Source organism: Ottowia pentelensis (assembly GCF_964341695.1).
Window position 1 is genome coordinate 1,710,243 of the sequence record NZ_OZ224513.1, and the last position, 24,999, is coordinate 1,735,241.

General features: G+C 71.0%; 23 protein-coding genes. 17 read left to right on the forward strand and 6 right to left on the reverse strand.

The features are described from left to right. The gene (locus ACWHMB_RS08320; protein ID WP_377479971.1) at positions 1-636 is read left to right on the forward strand and encodes an exosortase H-associated membrane protein; all 636 of its coding nucleotides are present in this window, start codon (positions 1-3) and stop codon (positions 634-636) included. 56 nt (positions 637-692) lie between these two features. On the opposite strand, the gene ACWHMB_RS08325 is transcribed toward ACWHMB_RS08320, so the two are convergent. From ACWHMB_RS08325 to ACWHMB_RS08350, 6 genes are all read right to left on the reverse strand, one after another. After that, positions 693-2,075: a TolC family outer membrane protein gene (locus tag ACWHMB_RS08325; RefSeq protein WP_447648504.1), complete on the reverse strand. Its 1,383-nt coding sequence runs from the start codon at positions 2,073-2,075 to the stop codon at positions 693-695. 16 nt (positions 2,076-2,091) lie between these two features. After that, positions 2,092-2,433 (reverse strand): rhodanese-like domain-containing protein, encoded by a 342-nt coding sequence (locus tag ACWHMB_RS08330; protein ID WP_293223236.1) that lies wholly within the window; start codon positions 2,431-2,433, stop codon positions 2,092-2,094. Between the two features lie 44 nt (positions 2,434-2,477). Then, positions 2,478-3,152 (reverse strand): protein-L-isoaspartate O-methyltransferase family protein, encoded by a 675-nt coding sequence (locus tag ACWHMB_RS08335; protein WP_377479967.1) that lies wholly within the window; start codon positions 3,150-3,152, stop codon positions 2,478-2,480. Positions 3,153-3,191: 39 nt separating this feature from the next. Continuing rightward, positions 3,192-6,449, reverse strand: coding sequence for an efflux RND transporter permease subunit (locus ACWHMB_RS08340; RefSeq protein ID WP_377479965.1), 3,258 nt, complete (start codon positions 6,447-6,449; stop codon positions 3,192-3,194). A gap of 98 nt (positions 6,450-6,547) precedes the next feature. Beyond that, positions 6,548-7,696: an efflux RND transporter periplasmic adaptor subunit gene (locus ACWHMB_RS08345; protein WP_377479962.1), complete on the reverse strand. Its 1,149-nt coding sequence runs from the start codon at positions 7,694-7,696 to the stop codon at positions 6,548-6,550. A 214-nt stretch (positions 7,697-7,910) separates the two neighbouring features. Beyond that, positions 7,911-8,957: a serine/threonine protein kinase gene (locus ACWHMB_RS08350; protein ID WP_377479959.1), complete on the reverse strand. Its 1,047-nt coding sequence runs from the start codon at positions 8,955-8,957 to the stop codon at positions 7,911-7,913. A 204-nt stretch (positions 8,958-9,161) separates the two neighbouring features. On the opposite strand from ACWHMB_RS08350, the gene msrA reads away from it, so the two are divergent. The 16 genes from msrA (at position 9,162) to ACWHMB_RS08430 (ending at position 24,803) form a co-directional block, all read left to right on the forward strand. Further along, positions 9,162-9,701, forward strand: a complete 540-nt coding sequence (gene msrA / locus ACWHMB_RS08355; protein ID WP_377479956.1) for a peptide-methionine (S)-S-oxide reductase MsrA — start codon at positions 9,162-9,164, stop codon at positions 9,699-9,701. A 42-nt stretch (positions 9,702-9,743) separates the two neighbouring features. After that, positions 9,744-10,121 (forward strand): hypothetical protein, encoded by a 378-nt coding sequence (locus tag ACWHMB_RS08360; protein ID WP_377479953.1) that lies wholly within the window; start codon positions 9,744-9,746, stop codon positions 10,119-10,121. Between the two features lie 176 nt (positions 10,122-10,297). Continuing rightward, positions 10,298-12,403: a TonB-dependent receptor gene (locus ACWHMB_RS08365; protein WP_447648505.1), complete on the forward strand. Its 2,106-nt coding sequence runs from the start codon at positions 10,298-10,300 to the stop codon at positions 12,401-12,403. A gap of 127 nt (positions 12,404-12,530) precedes the next feature. Further along, positions 12,531-14,396: a hypothetical protein gene (locus tag ACWHMB_RS08370; protein WP_377479947.1), complete on the forward strand. Its 1,866-nt coding sequence runs from the start codon at positions 12,531-12,533 to the stop codon at positions 14,394-14,396. Between the two features lie 167 nt (positions 14,397-14,563). Further along, positions 14,564-14,746: a 50S ribosomal protein L32 gene (rpmF, locus tag ACWHMB_RS08375; protein ID WP_293220633.1), complete on the forward strand. Its 183-nt coding sequence runs from the start codon at positions 14,564-14,566 to the stop codon at positions 14,744-14,746. Positions 14,747-14,906: 160 nt separating this feature from the next. Beyond that, on the forward strand, positions 14,907-15,938 hold the full coding sequence (gene plsX / locus ACWHMB_RS08380; protein ID WP_377479944.1) for a phosphate acyltransferase PlsX: 1,032 nt from the start codon (positions 14,907-14,909) through the stop codon (positions 15,936-15,938). 21 nt (positions 15,939-15,959) lie between these two features. After that, positions 15,960-16,940 carry a beta-ketoacyl-ACP synthase III gene (locus ACWHMB_RS08385; protein ID WP_377479941.1) on the forward strand — a complete coding sequence of 327 codons (981 nt, stop codon included), beginning with the start codon at positions 15,960-15,962 and terminating at the stop codon, positions 16,938-16,940. A gap of 62 nt (positions 16,941-17,002) precedes the next feature. Continuing rightward, a complete protein-coding gene (fabD, locus tag ACWHMB_RS08390; RefSeq protein ID WP_447648506.1) occupies positions 17,003-17,953 on the forward strand; it encodes an ACP S-malonyltransferase in 951 nt (316 codons plus the stop codon). Positions 17,954-17,980: 27 nt separating this feature from the next. Next, a complete protein-coding gene (gene fabG / locus ACWHMB_RS08395; protein ID WP_293224976.1) occupies positions 17,981-18,733 on the forward strand; it encodes a 3-oxoacyl-ACP reductase FabG in 753 nt (250 codons plus the stop codon). Between the two features lie 103 nt (positions 18,734-18,836). Beyond that, a complete protein-coding gene (acpP, locus tag ACWHMB_RS08400) occupies positions 18,837-19,073 on the forward strand; it encodes an acyl carrier protein (protein ID WP_106703654.1) in 237 nt (78 codons plus the stop codon). Between the two features lie 6 nt (positions 19,074-19,079). Then, positions 19,080-20,324, forward strand: a complete 1,245-nt coding sequence (fabF, locus tag ACWHMB_RS08405) for a beta-ketoacyl-ACP synthase II (protein WP_377479932.1) — start codon at positions 19,080-19,082, stop codon at positions 20,322-20,324. A gap of 45 nt (positions 20,325-20,369) precedes the next feature. Beyond that, positions 20,370-20,852, forward strand: coding sequence for a hypothetical protein (locus ACWHMB_RS08410; protein ID WP_377479929.1), 483 nt, complete (start codon positions 20,370-20,372; stop codon positions 20,850-20,852). A gap of 30 nt (positions 20,853-20,882) precedes the next feature. Then, positions 20,883-21,509 (forward strand): RNA polymerase sigma factor RpoE, encoded by a 627-nt coding sequence (rpoE, locus tag ACWHMB_RS08415; protein ID WP_377479925.1) that lies wholly within the window; start codon positions 20,883-20,885, stop codon positions 21,507-21,509. 18 nt (positions 21,510-21,527) lie between these two features. Continuing rightward, positions 21,528-22,154 carry a sigma-E factor negative regulatory protein gene (locus ACWHMB_RS08420; RefSeq protein WP_377479922.1) on the forward strand — a complete coding sequence of 209 codons (627 nt, stop codon included), beginning with the start codon at positions 21,528-21,530 and terminating at the stop codon, positions 22,152-22,154. A gap of 77 nt (positions 22,155-22,231) precedes the next feature. Then, a complete protein-coding gene (locus ACWHMB_RS08425) occupies positions 22,232-23,245 on the forward strand; it encodes a MucB/RseB C-terminal domain-containing protein (RefSeq protein WP_377479920.1) in 1,014 nt (337 codons plus the stop codon). A 67-nt stretch (positions 23,246-23,312) separates the two neighbouring features. Further along, positions 23,313-24,803, forward strand: coding sequence for a DegQ family serine endoprotease (locus ACWHMB_RS08430; RefSeq protein ID WP_377479917.1), 1,491 nt, complete (start codon positions 23,313-23,315; stop codon positions 24,801-24,803). The last annotated feature ends 196 nt before the right edge of the window (positions 24,804-24,999 follow it).

A 24,999-nucleotide genomic window follows, 5' to 3' on the forward strand; every position in this document is an offset into this window, starting at 1 on the left:
ATGCGCAACACGCTGATCGGCCGCTTTCTGCTGCTGTCCATCCTGTGGCTGATCGTGCTGCTGCCGCTGTGGTACGTGCTGGCGCGCTGGTTCGCGGCGCCGGCCATCTGGCTGGCGGGCACGGTGATGAAGGCCTGCTTTTCGTGGGTCGAAGGCTGGCACCAGGACGGCGTGACCGCGGTGCTGCACACCCTGGTGCAGGTGCGCATGAAGGGCCCGCAGGGCGACGTGCTGGGCGAGCTGGCGCCCGAGGCCAGCTACCCCACCTACGGCTACGGCCTGGTGCTGCTGTGGGCCATGCTGCTGGCCTCGCGCACCGAGCGCTGGTGGCTCAAGGGCCTGATCGGCAGCCTGATCTTGTTGCCGGTGCAGGCCTGGGGCATCAGCTTTCAGTGGTTGCGCGACGTGGTGCTGCTGTCGGGCCCCTACGGCGCGGCCTACCTGAAGTATTCGCCGCTGGCCGCCAACGCCATTGCCTACGGCTACCAGTTCGGCTTTCTGATGCTGCCGCCGGTCACGCCGATCCTGCTGTGGCTGGCCTTCAACAAGCGCTTCGTGGCGGCGCTGTGGCTGGAAGCCGCGCTGGAGGGTGCGCCCGAGCAGCGGCATCAGGCGCCGACCAAGGCGGTCGACTAGAAAGCTATTGATTAAATAGCTGTCAGCGCTTGATCGGCGGGCGCCAGCGCCCGATTTCATTCAGATTTTTCAGCCGCCGGCTCCGCCTTGGCCAGCAGCGCATCGACGCCGTTCAGGTCCTGCGCCGACAGCGCGCCGGCCGCCTGCTTCAGGCGCAGCAGGCCCACCAGCACGTCGTAGCGCGCGCGCGCCAGGTCGCGCTGGGTCTGGTAGAGCTGGCTTTGCGCGTTCAGCACGTCGATGTTGATGCGCACGCCCACCTGGTAGCCGATCAGGTTGGCCTGCAGCGCGGTCTGGCTGGAGTGCTCGGCCGCCTCCAGCGCCTTGACCTGCGACAGGCCCGACTGCACGCCGAAGAAGGCCGCGCGCGCCGACTGGGAAACCGTGCGCTGCAGGTTGTCGAGGTTGGCGCGCGCCCTGTCCTGCAGCGCCAGGGTTTCCTTGACGCGGTTCTCGATCGCGTAGCCGGCGAACAGCGGCCAGTTCAGCACCACGCCGATGCTGGCGTTGTTGGTGCGCGCGCGCGTGGTGGGCGCGATGCTGACGCTGGGGTTGCCGTTGGGGTAGCGCGTTTGCCCCACGCTGGCCTGCAGGTCGACCGTGGGCTGGCCGGCGGCGCGTGCGCGGTCGGTCTCCATGCGGGCGATGTCCAGCGCCATGCGCGCCTGCACCACGCCGGGGTGCTGCTCGGCCGCCTGGTTGACCCAGGCGTGCACGTCGGCCGGCTGCGGCGCCGGCAGCACGATGGGCTGGGCCAGCGTCAGCGGGTGGATGCCGGCCTGGCCCACCAGCTGCTCCAGCGCCAGGGTCTTGACGCGCAGGTCGTTTTCGCTGGCGATCTCCTGCGCGCTGGCCAGGTCGAAGCGCGCCTGCGCCTCGCGGCTGTCGGTGATGGTGGCGTTGCCGACCTCGAAGTTGCGCTGCGCGGCGGCCAGCTGCTGGCTGACCGAGGCCTTGAGCGCGCGCACCGAGGCCAGCGCGTCCTGCGCGGCCAGCACGTCGAAGTAGGCCTGCGCCAGGCGCACCATCAAGTCCTGGTCGGCGCCGGCCAGGTTGACGCGCGCCGACTCATACGCGCGCTGGCCCTGGTCCCAGGCGATGCGGTTGGCCGGGCGGTACAAGGGCTGGCTGCCCACCAGGCCGGCCGTCAGCACGTTGAATGAGCTGCTGCTGCCCCCGCTGCCGATGCTGGTGTCGGCCCAGTTGTGCTGCGCGCCGGCCTGCAGGCCCAGCTGTGGCAGCAGGCCGGCGCGCGCCTGCTCGGCCCGTGCCTGGCTGGCCTGCAGCTGCGCGCGGGCCGACTGCACGGCGGCGTCGTAGCCCTGCGCCTGCTGGTACAGCTGCAGCAGCGACTGGGCGTGCGCGCCGCCGCCGGCCAGGGCCAGCAGCGCCGCCAACGTCAATGCAATTCGGCGTGGGGGGCGGGCGGGCAGGCGCATGTAGGGCGATGAGAGATCAGTAGCGGGGGAGGCTGGGGTCGAGCTGCAGGGCCCAGGCGTCGATGCCGCCGGCCACGTTGGCCAGGTGGTCGAACCCCTGCTGCTGCAGGAACAGCGCCACCTGCATGCTGCGTCCGCCGTGGTGGCACAGCACGGCGATGGGCCGGGCGCGGTCCAGCTCGGCCAGGCGCGCCGGGATGGTGTGCATGGGCCACTGGCGCAGCTCGGCGCCCTCGGGGTGCACGCTGGCGGTGTGCCATTCGGCCGGCTCGCGCACGTCCAGCAGCAGGGGCTGGCCAGCGCCGGCGGCGGTGGCCAACCAGGCGGGCAGGGCGGTGGGGGGCACTTGCTCGATCATGATCAAATGGGGCTGCAGCGCTGGCCTGGCTTGCGCAAGGCGCTTCAAAAACGAAAGCGCTCGGGCTCGGGAAAGTGCAGCAGGCGCGGTGCGTTGCAGTCCCAGGGCTGGGTGACGATCATGCCGTTGCCGGCGTGCTGCACCAGCGTGGCGCGCATCACCGGCTCGTCGCCGACGATGCCCATCAGGCGCCCGCCGGGCTTGAGCAAATCCAGCAGCGTCTCGGGCACGTCGGCCACCGAACCCGACAGCACGATGACGTCGAACGGGCCGTCGGCCGACAGGTCGGCGTGGGCCGCATCCTGTTGGCGCACCTCGACGTTCAGCACGCCGGCGCGCTGCAGGTTGGCGCGCGCGGTGGCGGCCAGCTCGGTGTCGATCTCCAGGCTCAAGACGCGCTGGGCGCGGTGGCCCAGCAGCGCCGCCATGAAGCCCGAGCCGGCGCCGACCTCCAGCACCTTCTCGTGCTTGGCCACCTGCAGATCCTGCAGCATGCGCGCCTCCACGCGCGGCGGCAGCATCACCTGGCCGGCGACCACCGCGGCCTCGCCGGGCTTGAGCGGCAGCTCCAGGTCGGCGAAGGCCAGGGCGCGGTGGGCCGGCGGCACGAATTCCTCGCGCCGCACCACGGCCAGCAGTTCCAGCACGCGGGCGTCCAGCACGTCCCAGGGACGGATTTGCTGCTCGATCATGTTGAAGCGCGCTTGCTCGACGTTCATCTCAAAGGCTCCGGTAGGCGTATTCAAATCAACCATGGATTATCGGTCAGGCGCCGGCGGCCTTGGGCCAAGGCGGCGCTTGAGCCAGCCGGCCAGGTCGTCCAGGTAGCAATAGACCACGGGCACCACCACCAACGTCAGCAGCGAGGAGGTGATGACCCCGCCGATGACGGCCTGCCCCATGGGCGCGCGCTGCTCCGAGCCCTCGGACACGGCGAAGGCCAGCGGCACCATGCCGAACACCATCGCCAGCGTGGTCATCAGGATCGGGCGCAGGCGCACGCGCGCGGCCGCCAGCAGCGCCTGCTCGCGCGGCAGCGGCTCCGTCACGCCACCTTCGCTCACGCTGCCCGCGCGCGCACGGATGGCGAAGTCCACCAGCAGGATGGCGTTCTTGGTCACCAGGCCCATCAGCATGACGACGCCGATGATGGAAAACATCGACATCGCCGAGCCGAACATCAGCAGCGCCAGCACCACGCCGATCAGCGTGAGCGGCAGCGAGGTCATCAGCGCCATGGGCTGCAGAAAGCTCTTGAACTGGCTGGCCAGGATCATGTAGATGAAGATCACCGCCATGGCCAGCGCCTGCAGCGCGTAGGCAAAGGACTCCTGCATGTTCTTGGTGGCGCCGCCGAAGCTGTAGCCGTAGCCGGGCGGAAAGGCGATGCGCTGCAGCAGCGTGCGGATGTCGCCCGACACCTCGCCGGTGGCGCGGCCCCAGGTGTTGGCGGTGATCTGGATCTCGCGCAGCATGGCGCGGCGGTTGATCTGGTTGGTGCCGCTGCTCTCGTGCAGGCTGGCGAGCTGGTTCAGGCGCACGATGCGTGGCGTGCCGTCGGCATTCAGGCCGGCGGTGAGCGGCAGGCGCTCGATCTCGGCCGGCGTGCGGCGCAGCTCGGGCGGCAGGCGCACCACCACGTCGTAGGTCTCGTCGTCGGGCGCGCGCCAGTTGCCCACCGTGGTGCCGGCCAGCAGGGTGCGCAGCGGGGTGGCGATCTGCGCGGTGGACAGGCCCAGCTCGGAGGCGGCCTGGCGCTTGACGACGATGTCCAGCGTGGGCTTGTCGGGCTTGCTGCTGGTGTCCAGGTCGACCAGGCCGGGAATGGCGCCCAGCTGCGGCATCAGCGGCGCGGCCAGGCGCTCCAGCTCGGCCTGGTCGGGGCCGGTGAGCGAGAACTCGATCTGCTTTTGCCCGCCCACCGGCTCCAGCAGGCCGGCCTGGGTGACGGTGATGCCCGGCACCTGGCGCAGGCGCTGGCGCAACTCGGCCGACAGCGCCTCGGCGCTGCGCTGGCGCTGGTCGCGCTCGGTCAGGCGGATGTAGATGCTGGCATTGGTCTTGCCCTGCGCCGCGCCGGTGTTGAGCGTGGCCAGGGTGTAGCGCACCTCAGGGTAGCCGCGGATGATCTCGTCGACCACGCGCGCCTTGGCCTCGGTGGCCTCCAGCGAGGAGCCCTGCGGGGTGTAGAAGGCGACGTTGGTCTCCGAGAAATCGGCCTTGGGCACGAATTCGGTACCCAAGAGCGGCACCATCACGATGCTGGCGGCAAAGATGGCGGCGGCGATCAGCAGCGTCAGCAGCTTGTGCACCAGCGCCCAGCCCAGGATGAGCTGGTAGCCGGCGGCCAGCCGGTCGGTTGTGCGGTCGAACCAGGCGGTGACGCGGCCGATGGTCTTTTCGTACAGCGTGCGCGGCGGCCCGGGTTGGCCGTGCGCGTGCATGGCCGGGTCGTGCCAGACCGAGGACAGCATGGGGTCGAGCGTGAAGCTGACGAACATCGAGATCAGCACCGCCGCCACGATGGTCAGGCCGAACTCGTGAAAGAACTTGCCGACGATGCCCTGCATGAAGCCGATCGGCAAGAACACCGCCACGATCGACAGCGTGGTGGCCAGCACCGCCAGGCCGATCTCCTTGGTGCCCTCCAGGGCGGCCAAGAATGAGTTTTTGCCCATCTGCGCGTGGCGCACGATGTTCTCGCGCACCACGATGGCGTCGTCGATCAGCAGGCCCACGCACAGCGACAGCGCCATCAGCGTGATCATGTTGATGGTGAAGCCCAGCAGCTGCATGAAGAAAAAGGTGCCGATGATGGAGATCGGCAGCGTGAGGCCGGTGATGACGGTGGAGCGCCAGGAGTTGAGAAACAGGAAGACGATCAGCACCGTCAGCAGGGCGCCTTCGATGAGGGTCTGGCGCACGTTGCTGACCGCCACGCGGATCGGGCGCGAGGCGTCCTGGATGGGCACCAGCCGCACGCCCGCGGGCAGCTCGGTCTGCAGCGCGGTGGCGGCGCGCTCCAGGCCGTCGACCACCTCGATGGTGTTCTCGTCCTGCGCCTTTTGCACCGTCAGCAGCAGGGTGCGCTGGCCGTTGTACAGCGCGCTCGAATCGAGCTCCTGCGCGGCGTCGCGCACGCTGGCCACCTGCTCCAGAAACACCGGCGCGCCGCCGCGCCGCGCCACGATGATGCGGCCGAACTCGCGCGGGCGCTCGATGCGCCCGTCCAGCTGCACCACCAGCTCCTGCGTGGCGGTGCGCAGGGTGCCCAGCGGCACATCCTGGTTGTCGCCGCGCACGGCGTTCATCACCTGATCGGGCGTCACGCCCTGCGCCTCCATGGCGGCGGGGTTCAGCTCGATGTGGATCTCGCGCCGGGTGCCGCCCACCAGGTTGACGGCGCCCACGCCGCGCACGTTTTCCAGGCGTTTTTTCAGCACCTGGTCGGCCCAGTTCGTCAGTTCAACGGAGGAAACAATGCCCCCACGCTCCCCCGCTGCGCGTGCTGCGCTGCCCCCCGAGGGGGCGCTCGCGCCTTGGGGCGGCCCGGCGGCGCTCGGGGTGCTGGTCGGGTCGACCGGAAGAACGGCCAGCGACCAGATGGCGCGGCTGGCCGGGTCGAAGCGCAGCACGCGCGGCTCTTTCACCTCGTCGCGCAGCAGCGGGCGCACCTGGCCGATCTTCTCGCGCACGTCGTCGGCGGCCTTGCGTCCGTCGATCTGCAGCTGGAACTCGACGATCACCACCGACTGGCTTTCGTAGCTGCGCGAATACAGCGCGTTGATGCCGGCGATGGAGTTCAGCGCCTCCTCGATCTTCTTGGTCACCTCGCTCTCGACGATGGCGGGCGCCGCGCCGGGGTATTCGGTGGTGACCACCACCACCGGAAAGTCGACGTTGGGAAACTGGTCGACCTTGAGCTGCGCCAGCGAAAACAGGCCCAGCACCACGAAGGCCAGCATCACCATGGTGGCGAATACCGGATTGCGCAGACTGACCTGGGTGAACCACATGGCGGGGCGGGCAGGTCAGCGGGTTTTCAAGCAAAAATGACCGCTGGCGCCCGTGGGGCAAGCGCGAACGGCTATCAAAATCGTAGTTTTCGATGGCCTCATGAAGCGGCCCCGGCAACCAGCCGCACGCGGGTGCCGGCACGCAGCGCACCGGCGGCGGCGCGCAGCACGCGATCGCCCGCGGCCAGGCCGGTGACGGCGACCCAGGTTTCGCCCTCGGCCGCGGCGCGCGCGCCCGGCGTCACCGTGCGGTGCGCGATGCGCGCCTGCTCGCCTTCGCCCTCGACGACCTGCACGTAGGGCTGGGGCTTGTCGGTGCGCACGGCCGCCAGCGGCACGGCCAGCGCGCGCTCCTGCCCCACCGCCAGCTGGCCCTGCGCGAACAGGCCCTGGCGCAGGCCGGGCGCGGGCTGCACCGTCAGGTAGACCATCACGCTGCGGCTGCCGGCCTGGGTGCTGGGGTTGATGCGTGCCACCGTGGCCACGACGGGCACGCTGGCGCCTTCCACCTGCAGCGTGGCGCGCTGGCCCACGCGCACGGCCACCGAGTCGGCCGGGCTGAGCGCGGCCTCCAGCTCCAGCTGGCTGGCGTCGACGATCTCGACGATGCGGGTGTCGGGCGCCACGCGCTCGCCCGGCTGCGCCAGGCGCTGGGCGATCTGGCCGCCGATGGGCGCGCGCAGCACCGTGTCGGCGACCGACTTGCGCGCCACGCCGGCGCCCGCCTGCGCGGCGCGCAAGTTGGCGCGCGCGGCATCGAGGCTGGCGGCCGAGGCGTCGAGCGCGGTGCGCGAAATGAAGCCCTGGTCGACCAGCGCGCGGTTGTTGTCGTACTGGCGCTGGGCGATGTCCACCTGCGCCTGCGCGGCGCTGGCCTGCTGCTGCGCCTGGCGCAGGCGGTCGTCGTACTCGGTCGACTCGACGCGGGCGATCACCTGGCCGGCCTGCACGCGGTCGCCCTCGCGCAGCGTCAGGCCCTGCAGTTCGCCCGGCACGCGCGCCTTGACCATGGCCGAATGCACGGCGCGCAGCGTGCCCGACAGCGGCACCTCGAGCGCCAGCTCGCGCGGCTGCACGGTGGCCAGGTCCAGCGCGCGCAGCTCGATCACCGGCGCTGGGGCCGGGGCGCTCTGCGCCTGCTGCACTGCCTGGCGCGGGCGAATGCCGCGCCAGGCCAGCGCGGCCGCGGCCAGCAGCGCCAGCAGCGCCAGCAGCACGATCAGCGTGGTGAGCGCGCGGCGCGTCATGGCGCGTCCTCGGCGCGCAGGGCTCGAATCGCCGTGTCCGCGTGCAAGTCGATCAAGGCCATGCCTGCGTCTTTTTCGTGGTAGGACCAGCCATGGCCCGGGGTTTGAGTTGCCCACCGGATTCGGCCGGGGCGGCGATGGACGGGTTCCGTCGTGACGCGCGCTGCGTGCCGACGCCGATGCAGCGCAAACTATAGCGCGCGGGCAGCCGGCTTCAGGCGACCAGCGGCGGCTCCTGCATGGCTTCGAGCTGCGCCTGCAGCACGTCGATCTGCTCGCGCCAGTAGGCCGGCGTGCCGAAGTGCGGAAACGCGGCCGGAAAGGCCGGGTCGTCCCAGCGCCGCGCCACCCAGGCGCTGTAGTGGATCAGGCGCAGCGTGCGCAGCGGCTCGATCAGTGCCAGCTCGCGCCGGTCGAAGTCGCGCACCTGCTCGTAGCCGTCCAGCAGCGCGCCCAGGGCCTGCTGGCGCTCGGCGCGCTCGCCGGGCAGCAGCATCCACAAGTCCTGCACCGCCGGGCCGCTGCGGCAGTCGTCCAGGTCGACGAAGTGCGGGCCGCCGCCGGGGCGGTCGGTGGGCGTCCACAGGATGTTGCCGGGGTGGCAGTCGGCGTGCAGGCGCAGCGTGGCGATGGCCGACGATTCGGGGTCGAATGGGGCTGCAGCGCAGGTGGACAAATCGCTTCCAGCTATGACATCGATAGCTTGCTGGCTGACGTCGGCCCATTCGCGTTCCACCTCCAGCGGCAGCGCGCCGTGCGCCAGCAGCCATTGGCGCGGCTCGCGGCCGTAGCCGTCCAGGTCCACCGCCGGCCGGTGCGCAAATGGCGCCTGCGCGCCCACGCCGTGCAGGCGGGCGATGAAGCGGCCGATCCACTCCAGCGCCTCGGCATCGCCCAGCTCGGGCGTGCGCCCGCCGCGCCGCGGGCTGACGCTGAAGGCAAAGCCGCCGTGGGCGTGCAGGGTTCGGCCAGCAATCTGCAGCGGCGCCACCACCGGCACCTCGGCGGCGGCCAGCTCCAGCGCGAAGGCGTGCTCCTCCTCGATCTGCGCCACGCTCCAGCGCCCGGGGCGGTAGAACTTGAGGACCACGGCCGGGTGCGTGTCGGCCAGCGTCGTGCCGGGTTCCAGGTGCGCCAGGTAGACGCGGTTCTCGTACGAATTGAGCGCGCTCAGGCGCCCATCGCCCATCAGGCCGATGCCGGCCAGCGCGTCGAGCACGTCGTCGGGGGTGAGGGCGGCAAAGGCGGCGGGATCGGTCATGCGCGCATTGTCGGCGCAGGCGCCGCGCGGGTGGCATGATTCGCCTGTGTGCGCGTCACCCCGCAGCGTGCGGTGTACGACGCCGACAAGCCGCTGAAGGATCGCCTTGCGGCCCGCCTTGGGCGTGTACGGCATCGAGGTGATGTGAACGCCTGCAGCAATGGGCAAGCAGCGCGGTGAAGCGCCCACCGATTGGAGTTCGAGATGAGCACGAGTGAAACCATCGTTCTGGCCGGCGGCTGCTTCTGGTGCACCGAGGCGGTGTTCAAGGAAGTGCGCGGGGTGCTGGACGTCGAGTCGGGCTACAGCAACGGCCAGGCCGCGCGCCCCACGTATGAAGAGGTCTGCACCGGCCGCACCGGCTGCGCCGAGGTGATCAAGCTGACCTTCGATCCGGCGCAGATCGGCCTGCGCCAGGTGCTGGAAATTTTCTTCTTGGTGCACGACCCGACGCAGGTGGACGGGCAGGGCAACGACCGCGGCACGCAGTATCGCAGCGGCATCTACTTTTTGACGCCCGCGCAGCAGGCGCTGGCGCAGGACATGATCGAGGAGATGACGCGCGAGAAGCTCTACGCGCGCCCCATCGTCACCCAGGTGCAGCCGCTGGCCCACTATTGGCCAGCCGAGGACTACCACCAGGACTTCTTCGAGAACAACCCCGAGCAGGGCTACTGCATGGCGGTGGCCGCGCCCAAGGTGGCCAAGTTTCGCAAGACCTTTCGCGAATGGGCCAAGGCTTGAACGCGGCCAAGGGCCGGCGCGGGCCGCCCTACACTTGAAGCCATGCACCCGCCGCGCCGCCGCCTGTTCTGGACCTGGCTGCTGCCCGCCGTCCTGATCGGCGCGCAGTGGCTGGCGCTGGCGCACGGCGTGCTGCACGTGCGCGGCATGCTCCCCATACAGGCGGCGGTGTCCGGGGCGGCCGACGTGCAGGAAAGCGCGGCCACGTCATGGCTTGCGCGGCTGCTCGGCCAGCACGACGATTCGGGCGCCTGCCGGCTGTACGACCAGTCGGCCGGCGGCGACCACGCGCCCGCCGTGGCCGCGGCCGACCTGCCGGCCTGCGGCGCCCCCAGCCCGGCGCCGCGCTGGGTGCAGCGCGCCTGGGCGGCGCGGCTGGTGCCGCACTTCAGCGCCCGCGCCCCACCGCTGGCCGCCTGATCTCTCCTCGCCTTTGAAGCTCCCGCGTCGTGCAGCGGCGGCTCGCGGCTGTCCGTGCGTTCGTTGCCGGCAGCGCAAGCCCCGTCGCGGCGCGCGCAGCCTGTCTGACGTGGATCGATGCCGCGCGCGAGACGCGCAGCCGGGTCCGTCATCCACCCGAACCTTGTTTTTCAATCATGCATTCCATCACCCCTCACCCGCGCCCACGCTGGCGCACCGCCGCCCTGTGCGGATCGCTGGCGGCCACGCTGACCGCCCTGGACGCTCGCGCCCAGGATGCGAACCCGCGCACCGATGCCAGCGCAACGCCCTCGCTGTCCGAGGTCACCGTCACCGGCAACCCGCTGGGCGCGGCGCAGACCGTCGCGCCATCGAGCACCTTGACAGGCGAGAACCTGCTCCTGCAGCGCGCCGCCACCCTGGGCGACACGCTGCAGGAGCAGCCCGGTGTGGCCAGCTCCTACTTCGGCCCCAACGCGGGACGGCCGGTGATCCGCGGGCTGGACGGCGACCGCGTGCGCATCCTGCAGAACAGCGGCGCCAGCATCGACGCCTCGTCCCTGAGCTACGACCACAACACGCCCATCGACCCGCTGACCATCGAGCGCGTGGAGGTGCTGCGCGGCCCGGCCGCGCTGCTGTACGGCGGCAGCGCGCAGGGTGGGGTGGTCAACGTGATCGACAACCGCATCCCGCGCGAGCCGGTGGCCGGCCCCGAGGGCGGCGTCACCGGCCGCGCCGACGCGTCGTACGCCAGCGGCGCGCGCGCGAGCAGCGGCGCCGCCCTGATCGAAGGCGGCAACGACCGCTACGCGCTGCACGTGGACGCGTTCAGCCGCGACGCCGGTGACACCGCCGTGCCCATCACCCTGGGCTGCGCGCGGCCCGGCTCGCCCGAGTCGGCGCGGCGCATCTGCAACTCGGCCAACCGTGCCTGGGGCGGCGCCGTGGGCGGCACGGCCTTTTTCGACCGCGGCTACCTGGGCGCGTCGCTGGCCGGCTACCGCAGCGACTACGGTACCGTGGCCGAGGACGACGTGAGCATCGGCATGCGCTCCACGCGCGCCGCGCTGGAAGGCCTGTGGCGCTTGCCGGGCGGGCTGATCGAGAGCGTCAAGGGCCAGTTCAGCCACGGCGACTACCAGCACACCGAGTTCGAGGGCGACGCGGTCGGCACCGTGTTCAAGAACCGCGGCAGCGAAGGGCGCATCGAGGCGAAGCACCGCGCGTTCGGCCGCCTCACCGGCGTCTGGGGCCTGCAATGGGAGGGCACGCGTTTCTCGGCGCTGGGCGAGGAGGCCTTCCTGCCGCCCAGCCGCACGCGCGCGCTGGCGCTGTTCGCGCACGAGGAGCTGGGCACCGACTGGGGCAAGCTCACCTTCGGCGCGCGCGTCGAGCAGGTGCGCGTGCGCACCGAAGGCGCGCTGGACGCGGCGGGCGAGCCGCGCTTTGCCGCCGGCAGCCGCCGCTTCACCCCTGGCAGCGCCGCGCTGGGCGCGTTGGTGCACGCCGGCGGCGGCTGGCAGCTGAGCGGCAACCTGGCCTACACGCAGCGCGCACCCAAGGACTACGAGCTGTTCGCCGACGGCCCGCACGTGGCGACCGCCGCCTGGGAGCTGGGCAACCCCGCGCTGGGGCTGGAGCGCTCGACCAGCGTCGACGTCGGCGCGCAGTGGAAGGACGGCGCGCACCGCTTTGCCGTCACGGCCTTTGCCAGCCGCTACGGCAACTACATCGGCCTGCTGCCCACCGGCCGCACGGTGGACGAGTTGCCCGAGTACGCCTACACCGGCGTCAAGGCGCGCTTTGCCGGGCTGGAGGCCAGCGGCACGGTGCGCCTGCTGGGGCGGCAGGGCCTGTGGCGCAGCGCGGCCGATGCCTCGGTGCTGGACCTGAACCTGCGCGCCGATACGGTGCGCGCCACCAACACCAACACCAGCACCGGCACCGGCCAGCCGCTGCCGCTGATCGCGCCGGCGCGTGTCGGCGCCACGCTGCGCTGGGCGAACGGGCCCTGGGGCGCACGCCTGGGGTTCGACCACGCCATGGCGCAGCACCGCGTGCCCGAAGGCAGCCGCGCCACCGCCGGCTACACGCTGTGGAACGCATCGCTCACTTGGCGTCAGAAGCTCGGCCACGCGCAGCTGCAGTGGTATGCGCGGGTCGACAACCTCGGCAACCGCCTGGCCTACAGCGCCACCTCGATCCTGACGCAGACGGTGTTTCCCAACGCGCCGCTGCCGGGGCGCAGCGTGCGGGTGGGCGTGCAGGCGACGTTCTGACATTTGCAAGCCAAATCGGACTGCAGCGCCCGATGGCAAAGCGCGGGCAGCTATCGATACGGTAGCTTCTCGAAGCTGCCCAGGCGCCCGGCGACAATCGCCCCATGTCATCAAGGCAGGACAGGCGATGAATGGGGCGCGACAGGCCGGGCGCGGCCCCGATGCCGTGTGCGCGGCGCTGGCGCTGGCCGTGCTGGCGCTGCTGATCGGCGTGTCGATCTGGCTGTGGCAGGGCCAGCGCCGGCCCTTGCTGCTGGCGCCCGCCATCGGCGGGCTGAACCCCTGCCTGGACATGACTGCGCCCGCGCCCGCGCCCGCGCCCGGCGCGCCGCCGCCCGAGGCCGCCTGCGCCGGCGCCCAGGGCTCGGCGGCCGGGCAGGTGGAATCCATCCTGTCGGCGCTGGGGCCGCGCCACAGCCCCGATGGGCGTCTGCTGGTCGGCTACACCCTGGTGGTGCCGCTGCTCAACCTGTTTCGCCCCGACGCGGCGGCGGCGGGCGGCTGGCGCATCGACGATGAAGCCGTGCAGCGCGTGGCGCGCACGGTGCAGGGTGTCGACCGGCCGGTGGTGCTGTATCTGTTTTCGTCGCACTTCTCGGAGGGCGCGCCGATCGAGCCGGTGCTGGCCAGCGACCCGGCCAACCTGGCGCAGACCCCGCGGGGCCCGCTGCCGGTGGACCGCTACATGGGCCAGCCCATGTACCCCTGGAGCGTGGCGCGGCTGGACAACGGCATCACCCAGCGGCGCGACGAGGCCATGCGTGCCGTCAGCGGCGCGCTGTGCCGCTTGCCCGCGGCCACGCGAGCGCGCCTGGCGGGCATCAACCTGCTGGGCGAGACGCACCAGCTGTATCCCGCCTTCGAGACCGGCATGGGCACCGACCAGCCCTACGTCGTCACCGACTATTCGCCCACCTCGCGCGCCGGTTTTGCCGCCGCGCTGCGCCAGCGCTTCGGCACCGTGGCGGCGCTCAACCGCTATTTGGGTTCCTCGTTTGCCGACTTCGACGCCGTGCAGCCGCCGTCGCGCGACATCCGCCGCCAGCGGCTGGACAACTTCTGGCAGCACATCGACGATGCCGCCGCCGGCCGCGTGGCCGTGAGCGGCTGGGTGCACGACGGCGCGCAGCCGGTGGGGCGCTCGTCCTGGGTGCGCATCTACCTGGACGGCCAGTGGGTCGGCCGCGTGCCGGCGCGCTTCGAGCGGCAGGACGTGGCGCAGGCGCGGCCCGAGCTGGGCACCTCGCGCCTGGGCTGGCGCTACGACCTGCGCTTTGCCGATTTGCCGCCGGGCCGTCACCGGCTGGACGTGGCGCTGGAAGGCGCCGGCGGCGGCCTGCAGCACCTGGGCACGCGCCACATCAACGTCATGGGGCGCGAGCAGCGCCCGCCCGTGGCCTTGCCCATGCGCCTGGACCTGCCGCCGATGCGCCCGGCCGGTGCCAGGGTGGCGTTCTGGATCGACGCGCCGGCCGACGAGCGCGCGCTGTTCTACAACCCGCTGGTGCCGCTGTGGGACGAGTTTCGCGCCCGGCAGGTGGTGCGCTACCTGGAGCATTTCGACCGCCTGCTGGCCGCCACCTGCCTGGCCGACGTGCCGCGGCGCACGCAGCAGATCTACCCGGCCGAGAAGGCCGGCTGGGACGCCAGCCGCTTTGCCGCCGGCCAGTCGCTGCTGCCCTTCGGCCAGGTGCAACTGGGCATCAACCTGTACGGCGAGGCCACCGACGACGCCAGCTTCTTCGACTGGCTGGCGCGCTCGCGCCAACCGGGCTACAGCGTGACCGAGTTCCACCCCCTGCGGGCCTTGAGCGCGGCCGAGCTGGGCGCCGTGTTCGAGGACCATCGCCGCCACGGCGCGCGCACGCTGTCTTTCTTTCTGCACCCCGTCGCGCCCGGCGAGGCGCCGGCCAACCCGTTCGCGTTCGACCCGCACAACCCGCGTTTCGGCTCGGATCGCCTGTACGCCGCCACGCAGGCGCTGCTGCGGTGACGGGCCTTGGCCTGCTCTGAATTTCGCACTATAATCAAAGGCTTTTCGCGCCATGCTGGCCGGCTGGGCTGCAGCGGGGCGCGACGAATTCAACCATTCATGGGTCTTCGGGCGGCGGGTCGACATGACTTGCGTGCGCGGATCCCGCCAACGAAGAAGGAGCCATCATGGCTGTTCAGCAAAACAAGAAGTCGCCGTCCAAGCGCGGCATGCACCGTTCGCACAACGCGCTGGCCGTGCCCGGCATCGCGCTGGAGCCCACCACGGGCGAGACGCACCTGCGCCACCACATCAGCCCCAACGGCTACTACCGTGGCCGCCAGGTGATCAAGCCCAAGGCCGAAGCCTGATCGGCTGATTGGGCCGCCGGCCCCGCGGGTCGGTGGTTCGGCCCCTCTATACTTTCCAGGTCCGGTGCTACGCCGTCGTAGCCTCGGGCCTGTGTCGTTTGCAGCGCGTTTTTCCTGACCGAATCAGCGGGTGCCGGCGCCGGCATTCGCGGGAGCTTGCATGATCGTCCTGGCTGTCGATTGCATGGGTGGTGACCATGGCCCCCGGGTCATCCTGCCAGCCTGCCGCCAGTTTCTCGATCGCCATGCCGACGCCCGCGTGCTGCTGGTGGGCCAGCCCGAGGCCCTCGGCGCCTTTCGCCACGAGCGCGCCAGCGTGGTCGCCGCCAGCGAGGTGGTGGGCATGGACGACGCCATCGAGGTGGCGCTGCGCAAGAAGAAGGACTCGTCCACCCGCGTGGCGATCCAGCAGGTCAAGGACGGCACGGCGCAGGTGGCGGTGTCGGCCGGCAACACCGGCGCGCTGATGGCCATCGCGCGCTACCTGCTCAAGACGCTGGACGGCATCGACCGGCCGGCCATCGCCACCCAGATTCCCAACGCCAGGGGCGGCGCCACCACCGTTCTCGACCTGGGCGCCAATGTCGACTGCACGGCCGAGCACCTGCTGCAGTTCGCGGTCATGGGCTCGGCCCTGGTGTCGGTACTCAACAACGACCCGCAGCCCACCGTGGGCCTGCTCAACGTGGGCGCTGAGGCCATCAAGGGCAGCGACGAGATCAAGCGCGCGGGCGAACTGCTGCGCGCCGCCGCCGCCACGGGCGATCTCAATTTCCTCGGCAACGTCGAGGGCAACGACATCTTCAAGGGCACGGCCGACATCGTGGTGTGCGACGGCTTTGTCGGCAACGTGGCGCTCAAGACCATCGAGGGCCTGGCCACGATGATCGGCGGCTTCATGAAGGAAGAGTTCTCGCGCAACCTGCTGACCAAGGCCTCGGCCCTGCTGGCCTACCCCGTGCTGTCGGCGCTCAAGCGCCGCATGGACCACCGGCGCTACAACGGCGCGGCCCTGCTGGGCCTGCGCGGGCTGGTGTTCAAGAGCCACGGCTCGGCCGACGCGCTGGCCTTCGAGCAGGCCATGGCCCGCGCGTATGATGCGGCGCGCAACCAGTTGCTGGAGCGCGTGCAGGGCCGCATCGCCCATGCCTTGCCCCTGCTGCACCCCCGGGCCGCTGGCGCCGGGGTCTGATCAAGATTTCAAGCACCACCGATGACGCGACGCTTTTCCCGCATCACGGGCACCGGCAGCCACCTGCCCGCGCGCCGCGTGACCAACGACGATCTGGTGGCCCAGCTGGCCCAGCGTGGCGTCGAAACCTCCGATGAATGGATCGTCGAGCGCACCGGCATCCGCGCCCGTCACTTCGCGGCGGCCGACCAGGGCGCCAGCGACCTGGCCGTGCCGGCCGCGCAGGCCGCGCTGCAGGCGGCGGGCCGCCAGGCGTCCGACATCGACCTCATCATCGTCGCCACGTCCACGCCCGACATGGTGTTTCCGTCCACCGCCGCCATCGTGCAGCACAAGCTGGGCATCGCTGGCTGCCCGGTGTTCGACGTGCAGGCGGTGTGCAGCGGCTTCATCTACGCGCTGACGGTGGCCGACGCGATGATCGCCAACGGCACCGCCACGCGGGCGCTGGTGATCGGCTCCGAGGTGTTCTCGCGCCTGCTCGACTTCGATGACCGCGGCACCTGCGTGCTGTTCGGCGACGGCGCCGGCGCCGTGGTGCTGGAGGCCAGTGACACGCCCGGCATCCTGGCCACCGACCTGCACGCCGACGGCAAGTACGTCGACATCCTGTGCGTGCCGGGCCATGTGGCGGGCGGGCAGGTGCTGGGCGATCCGTTGCTCAAGATGGACGGCCAGGCGGTGTTCAAGCTGGCCGTGGGCGTGCTGGACAAGGCCGCGCGCGCGGTGCTGGACAAGGCCCGCATGCAGGCCGGCGACATCGACTGGCTGATTCCGCACCAGGCCAACATCCGCATCATGCTGGGCACCGCCCGCAAGCTGCACCTGCCGCCCGAAAAGGTGGTGGTGACGGTGCACGAGCACGGCAACACCTCGGCCGCGTCGATCCCGCTGGCGCTGGACCACGGCGTACGCGCCGGCCAGGTCAAGCCGGGCCAGACGGTGCTGCTGGAGGGTGTGGGCGGTGGCTTCACCTGGGGCGCCGTACTCTTGAAAATGTAGCTGCTCGCGCTTGGTTGACGCGGGCTACAGGCCAATTTGACTCCTATTTCGTATCCGAGGTCATGACTTCCTTTGCTTTTGTCTTTCCCGGCCAGGGCTCGCAGTCCGTGGGCATGCTGGACGCCTGGGGCGACCACCCGGCCGTGCGCCAGACCTTGGCCGAGGCCTCGACCGCGCTGGGCGAGGACATCGGCGCGTTGATCGCCCAGGGCCCCAAGGAGGCACTGGCGCTCACCACCAACACCCAGCCCGTGATGCTGGTGGCCGGTGTGGCCTGCTGGCGCGCCTGGCGCGCCGAGGGTGGGGCGCTGCCGGCGGCGGTGGCCGGCCATTCGCTGGGCGAGTATTCGGCCCTGGTGGCGGCCGAGGTGCTGAGCCTGGTGCAGGCCGTGCCCCTGGTGCGCCTGCGCGCCGCCGCCATGCAGCAGGCGGTGCCGGTCGGCGCCGGCGCCATGGCCGCCATCCTGGGGCTCGATGCTCAGAAAGTGATGGCTGGCTGCGCCGATGTGACGGCCGCCATGGGCCAAAACGGCACTGAAGTGGTCGAGGCCGTCAATTTCAACGACCCGATGCAGACCGTGATTGCCGGCAGCAAGGCCGCGGTGGACAAGGCCTGCGAGGTGCTCAAGGGCTTGGGCGCCAAGCGCGCGCTGCCGCTGCCGGTGTTGGCGCCGTTCCACTCCAGCCTGATGAAGCCGGCCGCCGAGCGCCTGAAGACCGCGCTGGCCGACATCGAGCTGGCCGCGCCGCGCATTCCGGTGCTCAACAACGTGGACGTGGCGGTCGAAAGCGAGCCCGCGCGCATCCGTGACGCCCTGGTGCGCCAGGCCGCGGGCCCCGTGCGCTGGGTGGAATGCGTGCAGGCCCTGCAGGCGCGGGGCGCGACCCACATCATCGAATGCGGCCCGGGCAAGGTGCTGACGGGCATGGCCAAGCGCATCGCGCCCGAGCTGAACGCCGCCGCGCTGTACGACCCCGCCACCCTCGCCGAGGTCAAGGCCCTGCTGGCCTGATCGCCGCGACAGACTAGGAGCAAACCCATGTCCGACACGACGCAAATGGCAGGCCAGGTGGCCCTGGTGACCGGCGCCTCGCGCGGCATCGGCGCCGCCGTGGCGCACGAGCTGGCGCGGCGCGGCCTGAAGGTGATCGGCACCGCCACCACCCCCGAGGGCGCGGCGCGCATCGGCACGGCGCTGGCCGACTTTGCCGGCTGCCGCGGCGCGGCGCTCGACGTCCGGGACCTGGCGGCGGCCGAGGCGCTGATCGACGGCATCGTCAAGGAGCACGGCGCGCTGCACGTGCTGGTCAACAACGCCGGCATCACGCGCGACATGCTGGCCATGCGCCTGAAGGACGAGGACTGGGACGCGGTGATCGACACCAACCTGAAGGCGGTGTTCCGCATGAGCCGCGCCGTCATGCGCCCGATGATGAAGCAGCGCTACGGCCGCATCGTCAACATCACCAGCGTGGTCGGCGCCTCGGGCAACCCCGGCCAGGCCAATTACGCGGCGGCCAAGGCCGGCGTGGCCGGCATGACGCGCGCGCTGGCGCGCGAGCTGGGCAGCCGCGCCATCACCGTCAACTGCGTGGCGCCGGGCTTCATCGCCACCGACATGACGGCGGCGCTGTCCGACGAGCAGAAGGCGGCGCTGACGGCCACCATCCCGCTGGGCCACCTGGGCCAGCCGGCCGACATCGCCCACGCCGTGGCCTACCTGGCCGCGCCCGAGGCCGGCTACGTGACGGGGCAGGAGCTGCACGTCAACGGCGGCATGTACATGGCCTGAACGTCCAGGCAGGCCGCCCCCTTTTCTTCATCCGGTATAACCGGCCTTTTCGGGCGCAAGCCCGGGTAAAATCCGCATCTTTTACAACCCTCAGAGGGAACCCATGAGCGATATCGAAGCACGTGTCAAGAAAATCATCGCCGAGCAGCTCGGCGTGGAAGAGTCCCAGGTGACCAACGAGAAGGCCTTCGTGGCCGACTTGGGCGCCGACTCGCTCGACACCGTCGAATTGGTGATGGCGCTGGAGGATGAGTTCGGCATCGAGATTCCCGACGAGGACGCCGAGAAGATCACCACGGTGCAGGCCGCGATCGATTACGCCAACAGCAAGAAGGCCTGATCGCCCATGAGCCGGCGCCGAGTCGTCGTCACCGGATTGGGTTGCGTCAGCCCCGTGGGCAACACGGTGGCCGAATCCTGGGACAGTCTGCTGGCCGGGCGTTCGGGCATCGACGCGATCACGCAGTTCGACGCGGCGGCGTTTTCCTGCCGTTTCGCGGGCGAGGTCAAGGGCTTCAAGGTCGGGGACTACATCCCCGAGAAGGAAGCCCGGCACATGGACCGCTTCATCCACCTGGGCCTGGCCGCCGCGGCGCAGGCCGTGGCCGATTCGGGCCTGCCCACGGGCGAGGCGCTCGACCCCGAGTTGGCGCAGCGCATCGGCTGCAACATCGGCTCGGGCATCGGCGGCCTGCCGCTGATCGAAGCCACGGCGGGCGAATATGCCGCGCGCGGGCCGCGCCGCATCTCGCCCTTCTTCGTGCCGGCCTCGATCATCAACATGATCTCGGGCCACGCGTCGATCCGCTTCGGCTTCAAGGGCCCCAACATCGCCACCGTGACCGCCTGCACCACGGGCCTGCACGCCATCGGCGTGTCGGCGCGCATGATCCAGCACGGCGACGCCGACGCCATGGTGGCCGGCGGTGCCGAATCCACCGTCTCGCCGCTGGGCGTGGGCGGCTTCGCGGCGGCGCGCGCGCTGTCCACGCGCAACGACGACCCCAGGACCGCTTCGCGCCCCTGGGACAAGGACCGCGATGGCTTCGTGCTGGGCGAGGGCGCCGGCGTGGTGGTGCTGGAGGAATACGAGCACGCCAAGGCCCGCGGCGCGCGCATCTATGCCGAGCTGCTGGGTTTCGGCATGAGCGGCGACGCCTTTCACATGACCGCGCCCGACGTGGATGGCCCGCGCCGTTCCATGGTCAATGCCCTGCGCGATGCCGGCATCAACGCCGACCAGGTGCACTACCTCAACGCCCACGGCACCAGCACCCCGCTGGGCGACGTGAACGAGACCAACGCCATCAAGGCGGCGCTGGGCGACGCGGCGCGCGGCGTGGTGGTCAACTCCACCAAGTCGATGACCGGCCACCTGCTGGGCGGCGCCGGCGGCATCGAGAGCGTGTTCACCGTGCTGGCCATTCACCACCAGAAGAGCCCTCCCACCATCAACATCTTCAACCAGGACCCCGAATGCGACCTGGACTACTGCGCCAACACGGCGCGGGACATGAAGATCGACGTGGCGCTGAAAAACAACTTCGGCTTCGGCGGCACCAACGGAAGCCTGGTGTTCAAGCGCATCTGACGGCGTAGGCGGCGCTGGCCTGGCGCTGCCTGCGCGGCGAACCTCATGCACGCTGCCCCCGCCGTCACCCATCCCACCGGTCGCACACCGCAGCTGGCAGCCCTGTTGCTGAGGCTGTGGGCCGTGGGCTGGGTGGCCGTCGCCGTGGCACTGATGCTGCAGCCGGACCTGGCCGCCCCGGGCTGGCCGGCGGCCGCGCTGCTGGGCGCGCCGCTGCTGGCCGGTGCCGCCCTGGCCCACTGGTGGTGGGCGCAGCGTCCGCGGCGCCTGAGCTGGGACGGCGCGCAGTGGCGGCTGGGCGCCGATGCCCCGAATGATCGCGAGGATGCCGCCCTCCAGCGGCTGGAGCCGCGCCTGGACCTGCAATGGGCCCTGCTGCTGCGTGCGAGCGGCCCCGAGGCGGGGCGCAGCCGCTGGCTGTGGGCGCAGGCCGGGCGCGATGCGGCCGGCTGGCACCTGCTGCGCTGCGCCGTGCATGCCGGCGCGCCGGCACCGGCGGCCGACCTGGGGGAGGGCGCGCGGGCCTGAGCGCTGCTTGCGCCGGGTTCCGAGTCAACCGTGTCGGTGTCATCTCCCACCCCACCCCCCGAAAACGAAGCGCTGATCGTGCAGCGCGCCGCCGCGGGCGACGCCCGGGCCTACGAGCTGCTGATCATCAAGTACCAGCGCCGCATCCAGCGCCTGATCGGGCGCCTGGTGCGCGACGTCGACCTGGTGGACGACATCGCGCAGGAGACCTTCATCCGCGCCTGGCGGGCGCTGCCGCAGTTTCGGGGCGACGCGCAGTTCTACACCTGGCTGTACCGGATCGCCGTCAACACGGCCAAGAAGGCGCTGCTGGAGCTCAAGCGCGATCCCATCGTCACCGAGGCCGCCTTGCGCTCGGTCGACGACGACGATGAAACTTCGCGCCGCGAGAACGAACTAATTTCCGAATCCACGCCGGAATCCGAGCTGGCGGCCCGTGAAATCGCCGCCGCCGTCAACGCCGCCATGGAAGCCCTGCCCGAGGATTTGCGCCAGGCCATCACCCTGCGCGAGATCGAAGGCCTCAGTTACGAAGAAATTGCCGAGACCATGAACTGCCCCATCGGAACCGTACGCAGCCGGATCTTCCGGGCGCGCGAGGCGATCTCGGCCAAGGTCAAGCCCTTGCTCAGTCACCAGTCCGGCAAACGCTGGTGACGCTGGAGGTGTGTTGTCATGAACTGCGATCGTGAACAAATTTCTGCCCTGATGGATGGCGAGCTGACGCCCGCTCAGGCGGCGGCCGTGCTGGCGGCGGCCGACGCCGCCGAAGCCCGCGAGAGCTGGCACCTGTACCACCTGATCGGCGACGTGCTGCGCGCGCCCGACCTGGGTGATGGCCGGGGCGACGCGGCCTTCGTCGCGCGCCTGCGCCAGCAGTTGCCGCCGCAACTGGCGCCGCAGGGGCTGGTCGATGCGCCGGCGGTCGCGGTCGTGGCCGAAACCCGGCACGAGGCGGCCAACGATGGCGTGTTTCGCTGGAAGATGGCGGCCGGCTTCGCCTCGCTGGCGGCCGTGGCGGCCATCGGCTGGGGTGTGCTGGGCGGCATCGGCCCGCAGGCGCCGACGGGCGGGGCGCAACTGGCCTCGAACACCGGCCCGGTGGCGCCCGCCACGGCCGTGGTGCAGGTGGCACAACAACAAAACCCGGCGGCTGCGCCAGCCCCGACCACGCCCGTGATGCTGCGCGACCCCGAACTCGACCAGTTGCTGGCCGCGCACCGCCAGGCGGCCGGGGTGTCGGCGTTCGGCAACACGGCGGGCTTCTTGCGCGCCGCCACGTTTGAAGGGTCGACGCGTTGAGCCGGCTGGCCGGGGAGGGCGCCTGGCGCCCGGCAGGCTGGGCCGACGCGCCGTGGCGCCGCGGCTGGATGCGCCGCATGAGCGCCCTGGCGCTGTTGTGGTGCGCCGGCGGCGTGCTGAGCTGTGCTGCCGCGCAGGGGGCGTTCGGCGGCGGTGCGGGCCGACCCGTGGGGCCGCCGCAGCGCAGCGTCGACGAGTGGCTGGTGCGCCTGCAGCAGGGCTCCAGCGTGCCGTCGTTTGTCGGCACCTACGTGGTCAGCGCGTCCAACGGCGCTATGGCCAGTGCGCGCATCTGGCATTTGTGCGAGGGCGACGTGCAGTTCGAGCGCGTCGACGCGCTGTCGGGCCCGCCGCGCTCGACCTTCCGGCGCAACGACGAGGTCAGCCTGCTGCTGCCTGATGCCCATGTGCTGCGTTCCGAGCAGCGCGCGCCCGGCGGGCGCTTTCCCAACCTGCTGCGCCCGGGCGCCGATCAGGCCGCGGCCGAGCACTACACGGCCCAGGAGACGGGCCAGGACCGCGTGGCCGGCATGACCACCGACGTGGTGGTGCTCAAGCCGGTCGATCAGTGGCGCTTCGGCTACCGCATCTGGAGCGAGCGCCGCACGGGCCTGGTGCTCAAGACGCAGACGCTGGACGGCGCCGGCAAGGTGCTGGAGCAGTCGGCGTTTTCCGAGGTACAGCTCGATCCGCCCGAGCCGGCCGTCAAGACCCAGCTGGCCATGCCCAGCACCGAGGGCTGGCGCAAGGTGCGCATCGAGCGCGTGCGCATCGACGCCGCGCGCGAGGGCTGGCGACTGGAGCAGCCGGTGCCGGGCTTCGAACCGCAGGGTTGCTTTCGGCAGTCCATGGGGGCGTCGAACTCGGTCGTGCAATGGGTGTTTTCGGACGGCCTGGCCACGGTGTCGATATTCATCGAGCCCTTCGACGCCAAGCGCCACGTGCATGCCGGGGTGTCCAGCCTGGGCGCCACGCATGCCATGAGCCGCCGCTGGCCCGGCGCCGAAGGGCCCTGGTGGGTCACCCTGATCGGCGAGGTGCCGCGCCAGACCCTGACCGCCCTGCTCGACAATCTGCGCCACGACAAGTGATTCATCGCGCCCACGGCCCCAGCCTGGTGGCGCGCCTTCTTCCAACCGACATCGACCGAACCCCGACATGAAAACTGCCGTCTTCCGCCGTGCCCAGCTTGCGGGCCTCATCGTGCCCCTGCTGCTGAGCGCCGGCGCCTGGACCGTCACGCTGCCCGCGGCAGCCCAGCCGGCGCCCGTGGTGCGCACCCTGCCGGACTTCACCGACCTGGTCGACCTGGTCAGCCCGGCGGTGGTCAACATCCGCACCATGGAGCGCGCGCGCGCCAGGGGCGGCGACGATGGGGCGATGGATCCGGAGATGCAGGAGTTCTTCCGGCGTTTCTTCGGCGTGCCCATGCCCAACCTGCCGCGCCCCGGCAAGCCCAACCGGCCGGCGCCCCAGGCCCCCGACGAGGAGGTGCCGCGCGGCGTGGGCTCGGGCTTCATCCTGTCGGCCGACGGCTACGTCATGACCAATGCGCACGTGGTCGACGGCGCCGACGAGGTGATCGTCACGCTGACCGACAAGCGCGAGTTCAAGGCCCGCATCGTCGGTGCCGACAAGCGCACCGACGTGGCCCTGGTCAAGATCGACGCCAGCGGCCTGCCCTTCGTGAAGACGGGCGATGTCAGCCGCCTGCGCGTCGGCGAATGGGTGATGGCCATCGGCTCGCCCTTCGGGCTGGAAAACACCGTTACCGCCGGCATCGTCAGCGCCAAGCAGCGCGACACCGGCGACTACCTGCCTTTCATCCAGACCGACGTGGCGGTCAACCCCGGCAACTCGGGCGGACCGCTGATCAACATGCGCGGCGAGGTGGTGGGCATCAACAGCCAGATCTATTCGCGCTCGGGCGGCTTCATGGGCATCTCGTTCGCCATCCCGATCGACGAGGCCATGCGCGTGAGCGACCAGTTGCGCGCCAGCGGCCACGTCACGCGCGGGCGCATCGGCGTGCGCATCGACCAGGTGACGCGCGAGGTGGCCGAGTCCATCGGCCTGGGCAAGCCGCAGGGCGCGCTGGTGCGCAACGTGGAAGGCGGCTCGCCGGCCGAGAAGGCGGGCGTGGAGGCGGGCGACATCATCGTTCGCTTCGACGGCAAGACCATCGACAAGGCCAGCGACCTGCCGCGCCTGGTGGGCAACACCAAGCCCGGCACGCGCAGCACGGTGACGGTGTTTCGCCGCGGCCAGAACCGCGACCTGACGATGACCATTGCCGAGCTGGAGCCCGATGCCGTGGCGGCCAGCGGCAAGCCGGCCGCGCGCAGCAGCGAACCGGCCAAGGCCGCCAACACCGCGCAGGCGCTCGGCGTGACGGTGACCGACCTGACGGACGCGCAGCGCAAGGAGCTCAAGGCCAAGCACGGTGTGCGCGTGACGGCGGTGGCCGACGCGGCGGCGCGCGCCGGCCTGCGCGAGGGCGACGTGATCCTGGCCGTGAGCAACGTCGAGGTCGCCAGCGTGCGCGAGTTCGAGGCGGCCGTGGCCAAGGCCGACCGCAGCAAGCCCGTCAACATGCTGGTGCAGCGCGGCGACCTGGTGCAGTTCGTGCTGGTTCGGGCGGCGCGCTGACGGGAGCCGGACAAAAGCTGAAAGCCCCTACGATTTACTGGGTTTTGGCGGCTTTGCCACGGCCGGCGATCGGTTTGGGGTGGCGATCCCGGGTTTGGCCCATGCCGGACGGTGTGGATCAAACGCCGGGCGCTCAGATGGAGTTCGGTAAAATCGCGCCCAACTTTCTACGGATTTCGGAATATCAGGGCGGCTT

Excerpts from the sequence above, each read along its gene's own strand:
- ACWHMB_RS08320 (WP_377479971.1), top strand. The coding sequence starts at position 1 with ATGCGCAACACGCTGATCGGCCGCTTTCTGCTGCTGTCCATCCTGTGG.
- ACWHMB_RS08325 (WP_447648504.1), bottom strand. The coding sequence starts at position 2,075 with ATGCGCCTGCCCGCCCGCCCCCCACGCCGAATTGCATTGACGTTGGCG.
- ACWHMB_RS08330 (WP_293223236.1), bottom strand. The coding sequence starts at position 2,433 with ATGATCGAGCAAGTGCCCCCCACCGCCCTGCCCGCCTGGTTGGCCACC.
- ACWHMB_RS08335 (WP_377479967.1), bottom strand. The coding sequence starts at position 3,152 with ATGAACGTCGAGCAAGCGCGCTTCAACATGATCGAGCAGCAAATCCGT.
- ACWHMB_RS08340 (WP_377479965.1), bottom strand. The coding sequence starts at position 6,449 with ATGTGGTTCACCCAGGTCAGTCTGCGCAATCCGGTATTCGCCACCATG.
- ACWHMB_RS08345 (WP_377479962.1), bottom strand. The coding sequence starts at position 7,696 with ATGACGCGCCGCGCGCTCACCACGCTGATCGTGCTGCTGGCGCTGCTG.
- ACWHMB_RS08350 (WP_377479959.1), bottom strand. The coding sequence starts at position 8,957 with ATGACCGATCCCGCCGCCTTTGCCGCCCTCACCCCCGACGACGTGCTC.
- msrA (WP_377479956.1), top strand. The coding sequence starts at position 9,162 with ATGAGCACGAGTGAAACCATCGTTCTGGCCGGCGGCTGCTTCTGGTGC.
- ACWHMB_RS08360 (WP_377479953.1), top strand. The coding sequence starts at position 9,744 with ATGCACCCGCCGCGCCGCCGCCTGTTCTGGACCTGGCTGCTGCCCGCC.
- ACWHMB_RS08365 (WP_447648505.1), top strand. The coding sequence starts at position 10,298 with ATGCATTCCATCACCCCTCACCCGCGCCCACGCTGGCGCACCGCCGCC.
- ACWHMB_RS08370 (WP_377479947.1), top strand. The coding sequence starts at position 12,531 with ATGAATGGGGCGCGACAGGCCGGGCGCGGCCCCGATGCCGTGTGCGCG.
- rpmF (WP_293220633.1), top strand. The coding sequence starts at position 14,564 with ATGGCTGTTCAGCAAAACAAGAAGTCGCCGTCCAAGCGCGGCATGCAC.
- plsX (WP_377479944.1), top strand. The coding sequence starts at position 14,907 with ATGATCGTCCTGGCTGTCGATTGCATGGGTGGTGACCATGGCCCCCGG.
- ACWHMB_RS08385 (WP_377479941.1), top strand. The coding sequence starts at position 15,960 with ATGACGCGACGCTTTTCCCGCATCACGGGCACCGGCAGCCACCTGCCC.
- fabD (WP_447648506.1), top strand. The coding sequence starts at position 17,003 with ATGACTTCCTTTGCTTTTGTCTTTCCCGGCCAGGGCTCGCAGTCCGTG.
- fabG (WP_293224976.1), top strand. The coding sequence starts at position 17,981 with ATGTCCGACACGACGCAAATGGCAGGCCAGGTGGCCCTGGTGACCGGC.
- acpP (WP_106703654.1), top strand. The coding sequence starts at position 18,837 with ATGAGCGATATCGAAGCACGTGTCAAGAAAATCATCGCCGAGCAGCTC.
- fabF (WP_377479932.1), top strand. The coding sequence starts at position 19,080 with ATGAGCCGGCGCCGAGTCGTCGTCACCGGATTGGGTTGCGTCAGCCCC.
- ACWHMB_RS08410 (WP_377479929.1), top strand. The coding sequence starts at position 20,370 with ATGCACGCTGCCCCCGCCGTCACCCATCCCACCGGTCGCACACCGCAG.
- ACWHMB_RS08420 (WP_377479922.1), top strand. The coding sequence starts at position 21,528 with ATGAACTGCGATCGTGAACAAATTTCTGCCCTGATGGATGGCGAGCTG.
- ACWHMB_RS08425 (WP_377479920.1), top strand. The coding sequence starts at position 22,232 with ATGAGCGCCCTGGCGCTGTTGTGGTGCGCCGGCGGCGTGCTGAGCTGT.
- ACWHMB_RS08430 (WP_377479917.1), top strand. The coding sequence starts at position 23,313 with ATGAAAACTGCCGTCTTCCGCCGTGCCCAGCTTGCGGGCCTCATCGTG.